Below are 16543 nucleotides of genomic sequence, written 5' to 3'. Positions count from 1 at the left end.
ATAATATCAAAGCGGTACGTTTATTGTTGATAGCTTTGAGTATACTTGTTTTAGAAAAGAATTCCTGGAGTTTTTTAGCATAATTCAATAAAAGTGTAGTTATACGGAAAACTCGATGGCAATATAATCGGTTTTTTTATGGTATGAAATGTAGGGTTGGTCGAGAAGTCACTTGTTTTCCTCTAACAACCTTCTTGCTCTTAAGAGGATAAGAGAAACATCTTATGCGGTGCTTCATATAAAAAATAACTGCTTTCGAGTCATAACCAGCTAGACTTCTGTATGCAAAAATATATTTGAAACAATATTAAAGGGTAGGAAGTTTTCAAACTAAAATGCTGGAATCAGAGCACTGGAGTTTAGTGCTTTTACTATTACTAAGAAGGATCTTCTTCAAGCGATTTCAAGAAGCAAATCATAGTGAGGGGCGGCGGGGGATGGGTAGACTCCTGTGGGAAGAGAGTGCTTGGTGAGATCCAAAAGGACGGGACGTCCGAAGAAGCTCACCGCGCTCCCACTGAAAGCGAGTCATTCCCCGCTGCAATGATCTACTTACCCAATGTCTCGAAATCAAGTACATAGCCAATTTGTTAAATTGATCGAATGTTATTTTTCTGTAAAAATTGTAAAGTTGCGTGTCAAACTGTAAACTACATTGTATGATTAAAGTGAAAAAATAATTGTTTGTGTAGGGGGATTACTGTGAAACAAAGAATTCTTATCGTTGACGATGAAGAATCAATCGTAACATTATTAAAGTATAATATAGATCAAGCAGGCTATGAGACTCATGTAGCTTATACGGGAAGTGATGCATTAGAGAAGGCATCCGACACCAATTATGACATGATCGTCCTTGACGTCATGCTTCCTGGAATGGATGGAATGGAAGTATGTAAGCAGCTGCGTCAGAAACAAGTACAAACCCCCATTCTTATGTTGACTGCCAAGGATGATGAATTCGATAAAGTCCTTGGACTTGAGCTTGGAGCAGATGATTACTTAACAAAACCCTTCAGCCCAAGGGAAGTTGTGGCAAGGATCAAAGCGATTCTGCGGAGAATGGTAAGAGAACCTGTGGAAGATACTGCACAGTCCATTCAAATAGCTGATCTTGTCATCTATCCTGAGCAGTATGAAGCTACGATCAAAGAGAAAGCTCTGACGTTTACGCCAAAAGAATTTGAACTGCTTTATTATCTTGCGAAAAACATCGGGCGTGTATTATCGAGGGATCAGCTCTTAAGTGCCGTGTGGAACTATGATTTTGCAGGAGACACCCGTATCGTAGATGTTCATGTAAGCCACTTAAGAGAAAAAATTGAACCGGACACAAAAAAACCGGTCTATATTAAGACGATCCGCGGGCTCGGTTACAAAATGGAGTCTCCTAAATAAATGGGCTCAAATACTCGGCCATTACTAACCTATACGATACTGGTCGTTATCGTAATGATTAGTTTAGGTATACTGCTGGCTCAACTGACACGCAGTTATTTCATTACTATTTTTGAAGAAAGAATTTCGGTGGAGAGTCAATACTTTGTCACGTTTCTGGAAGATTACTTAGAAGGGGAACAAGTAAACGGCCAATCCATCGACGAATTCAGTGCACAAATCAATACAAGTATGATTTTCGTTAATAACGAAAATGAGGTCGTCATAGATACTGTAGAAGCTAATGATGAAATATCAGAAGAGAAAAAACAGGAAATCCTGCGCTTGATCCAGCGTCAGGATCAAGTTTCAAGGGAAGGGGTTTTACTGGATGACGTGTTTTATTATCCGATACCGCAAACAATCGGAGAATCTTCAGGCACTCTTGTCCTCTTATCACCCGTTGAGTCATTATCGAATATTACAAAAAACATTTGGTTAATTATCGGACTTACGCTGCTACTTGGTCTTATTGCGATCTTTTTAATCGGTTTTAATATTTTTTCGAAATATATTAAACCTATACGATCTGCAGCAGGAGTAGCCGATGAATTAGCCAAAGGAAATTACAGAGCAAGGACGTATGAAGGTCATTTTGGAGAAGCTGGCCAGTTGAGTCACTCTATAAATATACTTGCCCGAAACTTGCAGACCATGACCAGCACTAAAGGAATGCAGGAAAACCAATTAGAAGCGGTTATAAACAATATGGGGAGCGGTCTGATCCTTATTGATGAAAAAGGCTATATTTTATTAGTTAACCGTGCATTTCTCGACAGCTTTGGCGGAGAAAAAAGTAAATACGTCGGTTACCTTTATCACGAGTCTATCCCGTTTACGGCCATACATGAAACTGTACAGAATATTTATATGTTTGAAGAAACTGTTACCGAGTCATTTATAATGCCTGTCCATATTGATCAAAAACATTTGGAGGTTACAGGAGCTCCCATTTTTAGTGATAAGGGGAATTGGAAAGGGATCGTTCTCGTTTTCCATGATATTACGGAGTTGAAAAAGCTCGAAAAGATGCGAAAAGATTTTGTGGCAAATGTTTCTCATGAATTGAAAACTCCGATTACTTCAATAAGAGGTTTTTCTGAAACTCTATTAGATGGAGCTATGAAAGATGAAGATATGCTGGAGCAGTTTCTACAGATTATTTTGAAGGAAAGCGGGCGTTTGCAATCTCTCATTCAAGATTTATTAGAATTATCTAAAGTTGAGAAAGAGGATTTTCAACTTAACTTAGATAGAATCAATCTGAATCGGTTATTGGAAGAGGTACTTCCGCTTGCTGAACATCAAGCCGAACAAAAAAATATTACACTCCATACTCATTTACAAGGAGAATCATGGATAGAAGGCGATGCCAGCCGTTTGAAACAGGTGTTCATCAACTTAACAGCAAACGCCATCAATTATACGAGCGAGAACGGTGACGTGCACTTAACGCTTGAGGATCATAAGGAACATGTTATAGTCAGCGTGAGTGATAATGGGGTTGGAATTCCTGAAGAAGAAATTCCACGGATTTTTGAACGTTTCTATCGGGTGGATAAAGCGAGAAGCCGCAATTCGGGCGGGACCGGGCTCGGTTTGGCTATTGTGAAACATATTATAGAAGCTCATCACGGTCATATCGAGGTAGAGAGTGAAGTAGATAATGGAACTGTTTTCCATGTTAAACTATTTAAATAATTTACAAACAATTAACGTACTGTTTAATTATAGTTTACGTTATATTGTTAAAGTGTCTATGAAACCCTTTCATCCAAGGTGTTTTCTCTTTTATAGGCAGAAGCTTCCCTCGCTTCTGCCTTTTTTTATGCAGATTTTTTCTTCTTAGGTAGGAACATGGTAAAATGAAAGCAATGACGTTTTACGAAGTGGAGATGAATTTATGGCTGAGAAAATAGTATTAATTGATGGAAACAGTATAGCTTATCGTGCATTTTTTGCATTGCCTTTACTTAATAATGACAAAGGTGTTTACACAAATGCCGTTTATGGATTTACGACGATGTTATTAAAAATATTAGAAGAAGATAATCCTGACCGAATTCTTGTCGCATTTGATGCGGGAAAAACGACATTCAGACATTCGACATATTTCGAATATAAAGGCGGAAGGCAGAAGACGCCTTCTGAACTCTCTGAGCAGTTTCCTGTGTTAAAGGAGCTTTTAGATGCTTTTGATATAAGATATTATCAGCTTGATCAATATGAAGCAGATGATATCATTGGCACGCTTGCTACACAGGCAGAAAAAGAAAAATTTGATGTGAAAGTCATTTCCGGTGATAAGGATTTACTACAGCTTGTGTCCGACCAAGTTAAAGTGAGCCTTACCAAAAAAGGGATTACCAATGTTGAAACCTATGATCCGACTTTCATGGAAGAAAAAATGGGCATTAGACCGGATCAGGTCATTGATCTGAAAGCATTAATGGGGGACAGTTCGGACAATATTCCCGGTGTCCCGGGAGTTGGAGAAAAAACGGCTGTCAAGCTGCTTACACAATTTGATACATTGAGTAATATATTTGAAAATCTTAATGAAGTCAGCGGTAAGAAATTAAAAGAAAAGCTCGAGAATCATAAAGGTGACGCATTTATGAGCAAACAATTAGTTACTATTGAACGAGAAGCTCCTATAGAAGTGAACTTAGCCGATATTTCTTACAAAGGGTTTGATAGTGGTAAGGTTACGCACGCTTTTAGAGATCTCGGCTTTCAGTCGTTAATTGGACGTGTATCCTCTGAGCAAGAAGAAACATCTGACCAATCTGTTTCTGAAGAATGGGAAGCTATTGATGTAACAGTAGTTGAGAATGTAGAAGAAGATATGTTTACGGGAAAAGAGGCTTTGGTAGTAGAGATGCTTCATGAGAATTATCATCAATCTCCTGTTGTAGGCATTTCCATCGTTAACGATCAAAACCACTATTTCATATCTATCGAGAATGCTCAGAACTCCGAGCAGTTCAAGAAGTGGGCGGAAGATGAAAATAATGAAAAATGGGTATTCGATGCTAAGAGAACATTAGTAGGATTAAAAAGACATGATATTTCGATTAAGGGCATCACGTTCGACTTGCTGTTGGCTTCTTATCTTATTAACCCTTCAGAAAACAACCATGATATCCCATCAATCAGCCATAGAATGGGTGAGAAAGCAGTAAAATACGATGAAGAGGTTTATGGCAAAGGGGCTAAGCTGAAAGTTCCAGATTCGAATGATGTTCTGTACGAGCATGTATCCAGGAAAGCGGAAGTTCTTTTTAAATTAAAGCATTCCATGGAAGAGCAGCTTCAAGCTAATGAACAATATCAATTGTACAATGAGCTGGAAATGCCGCTTGCTTTAATTTTAGGAGAAATGGAACATTATGGTGTGAAAGTGGATACCGGCCGCTTAGAAGATATGCGGAGTGAGCTTGAAAGCAGACTGAACGATATTAAAACGGAGATCTTCGAACTGGCGGGAGAGGAATTCAATCTGAATTCTCCTAAACAATTAGGTCCTATTTTATTTGAGAAGTTAGAGCTTCCTGTCATCAAGAAGACTAAAACCGGTTACTCTACTTCAGCTGATGTTTTGGAACAACTCCAGGATGACCATGAAATCATTGAGAAGATCCTGCTTTACCGTCAGCTTGGTAAACTGCAATCCACTTATATTGAAGGATTGCTTAAAGTCGTAAACGAAGATACGAACAGAATTCATACACGCTTCAATCAGGCACTTACTCAAACCGGCCGGCTTAGTTCGATCGAACCTAACTTGCAAAATATACCTATTCGTCTGGAAGAAGGAAGGAAAATCCGACAGGCTTTTATCCCTTCCAAGCAGGACTGGGTAATTTTTGCGAGTGACTATTCACAAATTGAATTAAGGGTTCTCGCCCATATTGCGCAAGATAAAAAATTGATGGAAGCCTTTAGAGAAGGAAAAGACATCCATACTCAAACCGCTAGTGAGGTTTTTGATGTTCCCGGAAATGAAGTCACTTCTCAAATGCGCAGACATGCAAAAGCGGTCAACTTTGGTATTGTTTACGGGATCAGTGACTACGGCTTGTCTCAAAGTTTAGGGATAAGCAGAAAAGAAGCTAAATCATTTATTGATAAATATTTGGCCAGTTATCCCGGTGTAAAAGAATACATGGAAGAGTCAGTGCAGGAAGCTAAGAGAGTTGGGTACGTGTCCACTTTTATGAATCGGAGAAGATACCTTCCTGAAATTACAAGCCGTAATTTCAACCAGCGGAGTTTCGCTGAACGGACGGCTATGAATACACCCATCCAGGGAAGTGCTGCCGATATTATCAAAAAAGCGATGATAGATTTGGACGAGCGGCTCACCAAAGAGGGTTTAAAAGCTCGTATGCTTCTTCAAGTACATGATGAATTAATATTAGAAGCACCACAGGACGAAATAGAAAAATTAAAAGACATCGTATCAGAAGTCATGGAGCAAACTGTGGAATTGGATGTACCTTTAGAAGTTGATTATTCCTACGGATCCACCTGGTATGACGCGAAGTAAGTGAGGGGATAGGCATGCCGGAACTGCCAGAAGTCGAAACGGTAAGGCAAACACTGAAACAATTAATAATAAATAAAGAAATTTCGGAAGTCTCGATATTTTGGGACAATATTATCAAGGCTCCAGAGGATCCGGATGTTTTTAAATCTTTACTTTACGGTCAGGCGATCTTAGATATAAAGCGCAAAGGTAAATTTCTCATATTTGAAATGGACGATCTTTCGATGGTCTCGCATTTGCGGATGGAGGGTAAATTTGGAGTATATGACCAAGCTGTCCCCAAACCTAAGCATACCCACGTCATATTCCATTTCAAAGACGGGTCTGAACTGCGATATAACGATGTACGTAAATTTGGAACGATGCATTTATTTGAAAAAGGAACGGAGTGGGCCAGTAAACCTTTGAATCAATTAGGTCCTGATCCATTCGATCCAGCTTTTACGGAGGAATACTTTTATGAAAAGTTAAAAAGAACCTCCCGGAACATTAAGGCTGTACTTCTTGATCAAGCGGTCGTGGCAGGGTTAGGAAATATATATGTAGATGAAGCACTTTACCGGGCACGTGTACATCCTGAACGGCAAGCTGACCAGCTGACTTTAGAAGAAGTGAAACGTGTGAGAGAAGCAAGTACGTCAACGATAGTTGCAGCTGTAGAACAAGGCGGCACTACGATTCGCTCTTATCTGAATGGACAAGGAGAAATGGGGATGTTCCAACAGCAGCTCCAGGTATATGGCAAAGAGAATACAGACTGCCAGAGCTGTGGGGGGCCTATTATCAAATTGAAAGTGAGCGGTCGTGGCACTCATGTTTGTCCTATCTGTCAAAATTAACACACTCTAGTCAGTCGCCCATATACTATCTCACAATGATCATCATTGAGGTGGGATGGATATGGGGACCATGCTTTTTACGTTATTGTTCGTTATTGCTGTGAGTTTGGATAGCTTCGGAATAGGCTGTATGATTGGACTGAAAAAAATACAATTATCCATAAAAGCAGTGGGCGCGATTGCATTCCTATCTGGCCTTTGTTTTCTTTTATCAGCTAGTATCGGACACTTGCTGCTGCCTTTTGTGGATGCTAAGCTGTTTGAATCGCTTGGAGCTATGGCTTTCATACTGCTCGGATTGTTTTTTATTTGGTCAAACTACAGAAAACCAGCAGAAAAAGAGCAGGATAACATCTGGACTCAGCCTGCCCGTATTCTTCAATCTCCTGAAGCGGCAGATGTCGATCATTCAGGAGGAATTCACGGAAAGGAAGTTTGGCTGTTAGGTCTTGCTCTTTCACTCGATACAATAGGGGCTGGGGTGAGTGGTGTTTTTATCGGAATACCTCCCTTTTTTACGGCTGGTCTCATCTTTCTCATGACAAGCGCAATGTTATATGGAGGGTTGAAGAGCGGTGCGAAGCTGAGCCATAAACTAGATTATCTCTCCGCTCTGCCCGGCTTTTTGCTAATCATCATAGGTATAATCAAACTCGTTTAGGAGGTGCACCATGGGACTGGTTATCGGGCTCACTGGAAGCATAGCCACAGGTAAAAGCACAGTTTCAAAAATGATAAAATCGTTTCAAATCCCTGTCGTAGATGCGGATATTATTTCAAGAGAAGTGGTTGAAATCGGAAAGCCCGCTTATCTGCAGATTGTAGACATTTTCGGTGAAGAAGTACTTAACGAAGACGGCACATTAAACCGTAAAAGCTTAGGGAACATCGTTTTTAAAGATGAGGATAAACGAGGTCAACTGAATGGAATCGTCCATCCAGAAGTCCGTAAAGAAATGGTGCGGCAAAGAGATGAGTACCTTAATAATGGAGAAAGAGCTGTTGTTTTGGATATTCCTCTGCTGTTTGAAAGCAAGCTAACCAGTTACGCTGATCGAACATTAGTGGTATACGTCGATGAAGATACACAGCTTAAACGCCTTATGGATCGCGATGGTTCATCGGAGGATGAAGCCAATTACCGTATCAACTCTCAAATTTCCATTAAGGAGAAAGCACGCCTGGCCGATGCGGTGATTGATAATTCAGGAACGTTAGAAAGCAGTCGTACACAACTGCAAGAAGTATTGAGAGAATGGGGAGTCTTAAATGAACCTGACCTTACATAAAATAGGTCAGGTTATTATTTTGGGAAATTAGTAAACTAACCTACAAAAACGCTTACAATGTGTTATACTATTTTTGAAAATTCATTTTAAAGTATATCATATTAGGGGGCTTGCCTTATGGAGAAAACAAGAATTGCCATCAATGGTCTGGGAAGAATCGGGAGAATGGTCTTCAGAAAAGCGGTCTTAGACGAGTCAATTGAACTTGTGGCTGTGAACGCAAGTTATCCTGCTGAGACAATTGCTCATATGATAAAATATGACAGCGTCCACGGGCGCTTTGAGGGTGAAATAGAAGCGACAGAAAATGGGATCATCATAAATGGAAAGAAAGTGGTACTCTGCTCCACAAGGGATCCCCTGGACCTGCCATGGAATAAGCTGAATGTAGATATAGTGATAGAAGCGACCGGCAAATTCAAAACTAAGGACGAAGCCTCACTTCATATACAGTCGGGTGCAAAAAAAGTAATTATTACTGCTCCTGGAAAATCAGTGGACGCTACCATAGTGATGGGAGTCAATGAGCACATGTATGATGCAGATGAGCATGACATCATCTCAAATGCCTCGTGTACGACGAATTGCCTCGCTCCTGTAGTCAAAGTTTTGGAAGATGAGTTCGGGATTGAGAATGGATTGATGACTACTGTACATTCATTTACAAATGACCAAAAAAATCTCGACAACCCTCATAAGGACCTGCGTCGGGCGAGAGGATGTACTCAATCGATCATACCTACCTCTACAGGCGCTGCTAAAGCTCTGGGAGAAGTTATCCCTTCTATGCAAGGGAAATTGAATGGCATGGCCCTGCGCGTACCTACACCGAACGTTTCATTAGTGGATTTAGTCGTAGACTTGAAAGCAGATGTTACGAAGGAAGATGTGAACGCAGCTTTTCGAGCGGTCGGAGAAAATGACATGAACGGAATCCTTGAATATAGTGACGAACCACTTGTTTCCATCGATTATACGACTTCACCAGCGTCTGCCATTATTGACGGCTTGTCTACGCAGGTGATGGGCGACCGAAAAGTGAAAGTATTAGCCTGGTACGACAATGAGTGGGGATATTCATGCAGAGTTGTTGATCTAGCTAAATATGTCGGCAATCTTCTAAAACATGAAACTGCAGCAAAGGTCTCCTAAATAGTAGCAATTCTTCCCAATGTATTTTATAATGGGCATCACCCTTTCCTTTTGAAAATGTTTCTTGCAAAAAAGTGATAAACCGTATATACTTTTTTTGACCTTCTGAATACTGTCCATTTCATGACTGCTCAAAGGGTTAGGACCTCTCAGGACTAACTTTCCCCCGTGGCAGTACATGTCTGTATATTTAGAAGGGCATTTAGTCACTGTACAAAAAGGGGGATCCTTAGAAATGGATACAATGGGAAGACATGTAATTGCTGAACTATGGGATTGTAATGAAGATAAATTAAATGATATGAGTTATATTGAACAGGTTTTTGTAGATGCTGCTTTAAAAGCAGGTGCTGAAGTACGTGAAGTGGCATTTCATAAATTTGCGCCACATGGTGTGAGCGGCGTGGTTATTATTTCTGAGTCGCACTTGACAATTCATAGTTTTCCAGAGCATGGATATGCGAGTATAGATGTTTACACGTGTGGAGATCGTATAGATCCAAATGTCGCTGCGCACTTTATCGTGGAGGCTTTAGAAGCCGGAAGAAATGAAACCGTAGAAGTACCAAGAGGAATGGGTCCTGTAGAAGTTCATCAGTCCAGAGCATTATAAAATACTAAAAAATCACACAGTGCTGCTGTGTGATTTTTTAGTATTTTTCTGCCTTTCTTTTCTTTTTATCAAAACATGTTAAAATAAAAACAGATCATGTCGAATTTTTTGTAAGGGGTAATGTCGGTGAAAGCATTTATTTCTAAGTATTTTAGTAATCATTCCGAAACTAGTGAAAAACATAAAGATCCAGCGCTTGAAACACGGTATTATAAAGCAAAGCGCGATGAAGTATTTAAGGCAGTGGAAGAATTGTTTCCTTCCCCTTCTGAGAAAGCTGCGGTTTCAAAAGAACGCGGTGAAATTACAATTAAATACAAAGGGAAAAGGAAGGCTTTTATTGTAGCGACGATCATCATGGTGAAGCCTTTTCAAACCGCCGTTGATTTTTCTGTGACTACAGACTCAGGCGGACCTATTGATTTAGGGTTCAGTCATCAATTGATTCAAGAATCCTATAAAAAGCTGGATCAGCAGTTTGTTAAATATGATCCCTCGAATTAAATTATGAAAGATATGAATTTAAGTGGAGTTGATTTGTTTGAAATGTCCTAATTGCCACTATAAAAGCACTCGTGTACTTGATTCAAGACCTATCGAGGATGGTCATGCCATCAGGCGCAGAAGAGAGTGTGAACAATGTGATTTCCGGTATACGACGTTTGAACGAGTGGAAGAAGTACCACTGATTGTTGTTAAAAAAGAAGGCACGCGTGAAGAGTTCAGTCGCGAAAAGCTGATGCGCGGTCTTATTCGTGCTTGCGAGAAGCGTCCTGTGGCCGCCGAGGAACTGGAAGGTGTCACATTAGATATCGAAAAAGAGTTACGTAACCGGGGAGTTTCGGAAGTGGGAAGTAAAGATATCGGTGAAATGGTCATGGGGAGACTTTCCTCTATTGATGAAGTGGCCTATGTGAGGTTTGCTTCTGTGTACAGACAATTTAAAGATATCAACGTTTTCATTGATGAGCTCAAAGAATTAATTAAACACGAAGATAAAGGATGAGCCCGATCGGCTCATTTTCTTTTGCAGCCAGTTTACATAATTTAAGGAAGGAGGCAAAGGTTCATGGATTCTGCAGTCGGAAAATTACTGCCAGTAGATGGATTCCGTATATCTAGAAAAGGGGTTTTTCCTCAAAATGCGCAATGGGCGCTGACTCATTTGTATCAGCCCGTGATTGGTCAATTAGCTGTTTCTCTTTATCAATTTTTATGTACTGAACAGGAAACAAGTAATGGAGATGACCTGCAAACACATCACACTTTGATGACTTACCTGTCTACACCTTTAGATAAGATTTATGAGGCAAGGCAAAAGCTTGAAGCTATCGGAATGCTGCGTACATTTTTGAAAAATGAAGAAGAAAAAGTTTATATCTATGAAATCCGTCCTCCTTTCGCTGCTGAAGAGTTTATTAGTGATACATTTTTATCATTGCTTCTTCAACATGAAATAGGTATAGATAAATTTAAACAGCTTAAGAAGCGTCTTATGCGGGAATCTATTTCTTATGAAGGGTTTACTGATATAACAGAATCATTCGATCAAATTTTTCATCATAACTTCCCTGCGGCCGTGCAAAGCGAAGGTCCTAAAAATCAGGGAGAACCTCGAGTTGACAATGTACGAAAAGGACCTGTTTTGATGAATCATCGAATTGATTTCAATTGGCTGCATGAAGCTTTAACACAGCGCATGTATCCTGCCGATAAAATCTTATCGGGTATGAACAGAAAAGTCATCATCCAGCTAGCTTCTCTCTACAATTTATCTTCGACAGAAATTGAACGCGCATTGACATGGGCGATCAATGAAGATAATGAGTTGAATTTAGAGGAATTTAAATCTGCTTGTCATGACTTTATGAAAAGTCACTCGCAAGTTAATGCTAATGTTCTGAATCAACGTGAGAGAATCGCTGATGATTCAACAGAAATGAAGAGCAAGGAAGACCAGTTTGTCCAGCTATTGGAGCAGATATCACCTAAAGAGCTACTGGAAGACCTATCTAATGGTAATCAGGCAGCCGATCAAGATATGAAGATGATCAGAGATGTGATGACCGAACAAGGGGTATCACCAGGGGTTATGAATGTTCTTGTTCACTATGTTTTGCTGAAAACAGACATGAAACTCTCAAAACCATACCTTGAGAAGATAGCGAGTCACTGGGCTAGAAAAAATGTGACTACGGTGAGACAGGCGATGAATTTAGCTAAAGCTGAGCATCAGAAATATCAGCAGTGGGGCCAGCAGAAAAATCAATATCGAAAAAAGAGTACTGAAGTTATCCCGGAATGGTTCAAAAAGCAGGATGAGCAAAGAGAACAAGAGCAAACCAAGTCTCAGTCCTTTGATTCGACAGAGTTAGAAAAAAGGATCCGTATGCTTTCGAACAAAGAAAACGGAATGTAAAGGGTGGTGACCGAAATGGAACCCATACAGAAATCATTGCAGCGCTGGATGAAAGATAATAAAAATTTTCAACAGCGTTTCGCCCAAATGAAACGTGAAGTTTTACAAGATGAAAATATTCAGTCCTTAATTTCGGACCACCCTTCGCTAACGAGGGAAGCTGTAGAAAAACAGCTTATGAAATTTTATGAATATCAATCCCAGTCTAAAAAATGTGAAAAGTGTCCTTCAAGGGAAGGGTGTATTAACATACTAAAAGGTTATGCTCCCGAAGCTTTTGTTGAAGGTTCCGAATTAAAAATGGCATATCATAAGTGCCCTAGACAAATCCAGCATGAAGAGAGCAGAAAGCAAGAATCGATGATTAATAGTCTTCATATACCTCGTGAAATACTGGAAGCCACTATCGATCGGTTAGATTTTAAAGATCCAGATCGAGGAGAAGCAGTCGAGAAGACGGTCCGGTATTTAGAAGGTATCACCGATGAACTGCCGAGTAAGGGTCTTTATTACCATGGACCATTCGGAGTTGGGAAAACATATTTTCTAGGTGTTTTAGCTAATGAATTGAGTAAAAAGAACATTTCTTCCATGTTGATCTATATGCCTGAATTTGTAAGAGAAATGAAGGCTTCCATCAAAGATGATTCCATGAACAGTAAAATAGAGGCCTTCAAAAAAACACCAGTACTTATGCTCGATGATATTGGAGCGGAATCTCAATCCGCCTGGTTCAGAGACGAAGTGCTCGGATCTATTTTACAGTATAGAATGATGGAGAGGCTTCCTGTGTTTTTCACATCAAATTACAATTTAGACGAGCTTGAAAAAGTGTTGATGACAAGCAATAGAGGCGATGTCGAACAAGTGAAAGCTCAGCGGATTACTGAAAGAATACGCCAACTCAGCACTGTCATTTCTATGGGCGGAAGAAACCGAAGGGGATAGGGCGAGCTTTTAGCATGATTTTTTATCACTTCACATATATATAAACTACAAGATGCTTTAAGACCATGTAAGGTGGTGTTTAAATAAAGCTTGATATGTTGTGGTGAGGAGGAAGTGATGTTGGTTTGTGTGCAATTCTCCAATCGAAAAGAAGCATTAATATTTTATCAATATCTTTTTGACAACTGCTCCAATTCCAGAATCGAGTTGAATGGGGAAATAAAAGATAAAGGAAACAAGTGGAGCGTCACTATCACTGAAGACTATTCATTTCCTGATATTAGTCAGGCGGTATATACTATCATACGCCAGCGAAAATTGCAGGCTTGGATGGAAGGGGTTCTCAGGCATCGTTTTTATTACGGTGATCCTAGAGAAATAGAACAAGTCATCAAGCTTTCCTCGAAGTTGATGGAAGAACCGCCAGACGGTGTCTCGCTTCCCCGTGTAGATTTAAAAGCCGAACTGTTTGTAAAGCGGAAAGTAATGGATTTTGAATTTAACGATTTTGATGATCTGTCCGCTTCTTGCCTGGAATATGTTTATCAAGATCTTTTGGAGTTTACCGGAAAACTCTTAGATGAATATAAACTGGAGGAAGCTCATCAGATGATGGTTGATTCCTGGAGACGGCAAGTGAAAAATAAAAGAAGTGCGGTGACTCTATTGCATGTAACCTGCGAGGGTCAATTGGAATATTATTTCCCTGAGGGCAATAAAGTAGGACGAGCTGAACTTCTTAGTTTTTTACAATCAAATCCAGACCCGATGATTCAGACGTTACCATCAGAGTTAGGGATACTGCCTGCTCTCATCTATTCACCAGATGAGTTGATGATTTATTCAAATAAACAGGGAGAAGCCAAACTAGAATTGTTGATGAATATCTTTGAAGAGAAAGCAGTCTGGAAGCCTTTGTCGTTTTTTCCTTTTCATAAAGCTTGATTTCTTTATTGAATGCCGCTATAATACCTACATATTCAATAGTAAAGCTTGGATGAGGACAAGAACATGAAGTGACGCTTGATAAGAGAGAGGAGTCATCGGCTGAAAACTCCTTCTGGACGGCTTGAATGTTTACCACCTCGGAGCTCTGTTCGTGAACGTGAACTAGTAATGAACAGCGTCAAATCTGCGTTAAAGATGAACGAAGCCGCAATTCGATTGCGGGAATTATGGGTGGAACCGCGAGTCTCAACGCTCGTCCCATAGCTGATATCAGCTATGGGACGAGCGTTTTTTAATTTATTTTACTATATTAAGGAGTGGAACAAATGTCTGAAGTAATGAATATTCAATTCCCTGACGGAAATAAGAAAGAGTTTTCCGTAGGCACTACTGGTGAGGAGATCGCTCATTCTATTTCTCCGGGTTTGAAGAAGCAAGCATTAGCTGTAAAATTAGACGGTGAACCTTATGACTTAAGACGTCCGATTGAACAGGATGGGTCTATTGAAATCCTGACGTATAAGAACCCTGAAGGTTTAGAAGTGCTGCGCCACTCATCGGCTCATTTAATGGCACAAGCCATCAAACGCTTATATGGTGAGGTCAAGCTTGGTGTCGGGCCTGTTATAGAAAATGGCTTTTACTATGATATCGACCTGGACGTATCGTTGACACCTGAGGATCTGCCGAAAATCGAAAAGGAAATGCAGCGGATTGTTGATGAGAATTTAGAAATTGAACGAATTGAACTTTCTAGAGAAGAAGCCATTGAAAAATTCAAAGAGCTTGGGGATGATTTGAAACTCGAGCTTATCGAGGATATTCCTGAAGGCGAAACTCTTACAATTTATAAGCAGGGAGAATTCTTCGATCTTTGTCGTGGGATACACGTACCACAGACTAGTAAGATCAAAATATTTAAGCTATTGAATATCTCAGGTGCCTATTGGCGAGGTGACAGTAATAACAAAATGCTGCAACGTATTTACGGAACTGCCTTTGAAAAGCAGGCACATTTGGACGAACATCTCCGTCTACTTGAAGAAGCTAAAGAAAGAGACCACCGTAAACTTGGCAAAGAGTTAGGATTATTTACAGTCAATCAAAAAGTCGGTCAAGGACTGCCTCTCTGGCTGCCTAAAGGAGCAACCATCCGTAGGAACATCGAACGTTATATTGTAGATACAGAGGAGCGCTTAGGATATGATCATGTGTATACTCCAGTATTAGGGAGTGTAGATCTTTATAAGACTAGTGGCCACTGGGACCATTATAAGGACGATATGTTCCCGACACTTGAAATGGATAATGAAGATCTCGTACTACGCCCTATGAATTGCCCTCACCACATGATGGTTTATAAAAATGAATTTTACAGCTATCGTAATTTGCCAGTAAGGATTGCTGAGCTCGGAACGATGCACCGCCATGAAATGTCAGGAGCGCTAGCTGGTTTGCAGCGCGTGCGTGCCATGACGTTGAACGATGCCCATATTTTCGCTCGTCCAGACCAGTTGAAGGATGAGTTTAAACGAGTAGTTCGTCTTGTACAAGAGGTTTATCGTGATTTTGGCATTAACGATTATTATTTCCGTTTGTCCTATCGTGATCCTGAAGACACTGAGAAATACGTCGATAATGACGAAATGTGGGATAAAGCTCAGGCTATGCTTAAAGAAACAATGGAAGATATGGAGCTTGATTACGTAGAGGCTGAAGGAGAAGCGGCATTCTACGGACCTAAATTGGATGTTCAAGTTAAGACAGCCCTCGGGAAAGATGAAACATTATCGACTGTTCAGCTTGACTTCCACTTGCCGGAGCGCTTCGACTTGACTTATGTAGGCGAGGATGGAAAAGACCATCGGCCTGTCGTCATCCACCGGGGCGTTGTCTCTACTATGGAACGATTTGTCGCTTTTCTTATTGAAGAGTACAAGGGCGCTTTTCCTACTTGGTTAGCACCTGTGCAGGCTAAGATCATTCCTGTCTCTGCAGATGTTCATCTGGATTATGCGAAAAAATTGAAAGATCAGCTTCGTGAAGCCGGAGTGAGAGTGGAAGTGGATGAACGTAATGAAAAAATCGGATACAAAATCCGTGAAACTCAAACTCAAAAAGTTCCATTTGCCCTAGTTGTGGGTGACAAAGAAATTGAAGCAGATGCGGTTAATGTAAGACGTTATAGTGAGCAGAATTCGGAGACAAAGTCAGTTGACACGTTTATTCAGGAAATTCGTAACGAAATTGACCAAAAGCTCTTGAATAAGTAAGGTCCCTGCTTTCCTGAAGGTATTATTTAAATGAGAAGAATACAAAGGGATAATTAAAGCAAGGGTCTTATAG

Annotated in this window: 14 protein-coding genes; all 14 read left to right on the top strand. The window is 40.2% G+C overall.

Going from position 1 to position 16543, the window contains the following annotated elements:
- Positions 1-702 precede the first annotated feature (702 nt).
- Positions 703-1398 carry a response regulator transcription factor gene (locus O2Q26_RS03975; RefSeq protein WP_289214647.1) on the top strand — a complete coding sequence of 232 codons (696 nt, stop codon included), beginning with the start codon at positions 703-705 and terminating at the stop codon, positions 1396-1398.
- Complete coding sequence (gene pnpS, locus O2Q26_RS03970; protein WP_289214646.1) at positions 1399-3138, top strand: two-component system histidine kinase PnpS; 1740 nt, start codon at positions 1399-1401, stop codon at positions 3136-3138.
- Between the two features lie 202 nt (positions 3139-3340).
- Complete coding sequence (polA, locus tag O2Q26_RS03965; protein WP_289214645.1) at positions 3341-5989, top strand: DNA polymerase I; 2649 nt, start codon at positions 3341-3343, stop codon at positions 5987-5989.
- Between the two features lie 14 nt (positions 5990-6003).
- Positions 6004-6828, top strand: a complete 825-nt coding sequence (gene mutM, locus O2Q26_RS03960) for a DNA-formamidopyrimidine glycosylase (RefSeq protein ID WP_289214644.1) — start codon at positions 6004-6006, stop codon at positions 6826-6828.
- A 61-nt stretch (positions 6829-6889) separates the two neighbouring features.
- Positions 6890-7489 (top strand): manganese efflux pump, encoded by a 600-nt coding sequence (locus tag O2Q26_RS03955; RefSeq protein WP_289214643.1) that lies wholly within the window; start codon positions 6890-6892, stop codon positions 7487-7489.
- A 10-nt stretch (positions 7490-7499) separates the two neighbouring features.
- A complete protein-coding gene (coaE, locus tag O2Q26_RS03950) occupies positions 7500-8117 on the top strand; it encodes a dephospho-CoA kinase (RefSeq protein ID WP_289214642.1) in 618 nt (205 codons plus the stop codon).
- Positions 8118-8234: 117 nt separating this feature from the next.
- Positions 8235-9269 (top strand): glyceraldehyde-3-phosphate dehydrogenase, encoded by a 1035-nt coding sequence (locus O2Q26_RS03945; protein ID WP_289214641.1) that lies wholly within the window; start codon positions 8235-8237, stop codon positions 9267-9269.
- Positions 9270-9504: 235 nt separating this feature from the next.
- On the top strand, positions 9505-9882 hold the full coding sequence (gene speD / locus O2Q26_RS03940; RefSeq protein WP_253934515.1) for an adenosylmethionine decarboxylase: 378 nt from the start codon (positions 9505-9507) through the stop codon (positions 9880-9882).
- A gap of 120 nt (positions 9883-10002) precedes the next feature.
- Positions 10003-10386, top strand: coding sequence for a cytosolic protein (locus O2Q26_RS03935; RefSeq protein ID WP_352232202.1), 384 nt, complete (start codon positions 10003-10005; stop codon positions 10384-10386).
- A 37-nt stretch (positions 10387-10423) separates the two neighbouring features.
- Positions 10424-10888 carry a transcriptional regulator NrdR gene (gene nrdR / locus O2Q26_RS03930; protein ID WP_253934513.1) on the top strand — a complete coding sequence of 155 codons (465 nt, stop codon included), beginning with the start codon at positions 10424-10426 and terminating at the stop codon, positions 10886-10888.
- 63 nt (positions 10889-10951) lie between these two features.
- Positions 10952-12301, top strand: a complete 1350-nt coding sequence (locus O2Q26_RS03925) for a replication initiation and membrane attachment family protein (RefSeq protein ID WP_289214639.1) — start codon at positions 10952-10954, stop codon at positions 12299-12301.
- Positions 12302-12316: 15 nt separating this feature from the next.
- Positions 12317-13249: a primosomal protein DnaI gene (gene dnaI, locus O2Q26_RS03920; protein ID WP_289214638.1), complete on the top strand. Its 933-nt coding sequence runs from the start codon at positions 12317-12319 to the stop codon at positions 13247-13249.
- Positions 13250-13366: 117 nt separating this feature from the next.
- On the top strand, positions 13367-14194 hold the full coding sequence (gene ytxC / locus O2Q26_RS03915) for a sporulation protein YtxC (protein ID WP_289214637.1): 828 nt from the start codon (positions 13367-13369) through the stop codon (positions 14192-14194).
- A 329-nt stretch (positions 14195-14523) separates the two neighbouring features.
- Complete coding sequence (gene thrS / locus O2Q26_RS03910) at positions 14524-16470, top strand: threonine--tRNA ligase (RefSeq protein WP_289214636.1); 1947 nt, start codon at positions 14524-14526, stop codon at positions 16468-16470.
- The last annotated feature ends 73 nt before the right edge of the window (positions 16471-16543 follow it).

The sequence above is a fragment of the Halobacillus campisalis genome (assembly GCF_030345335.1).
GTDB lineage: Bacteria > Bacillota > Bacilli > Bacillales > Halobacillaceae > Halobacillus_A > Halobacillus_A campisalis.
Note: the sequence above shows the minus strand (reverse complement) of the source record. Positions and strands in the feature narration are given on the sequence as shown.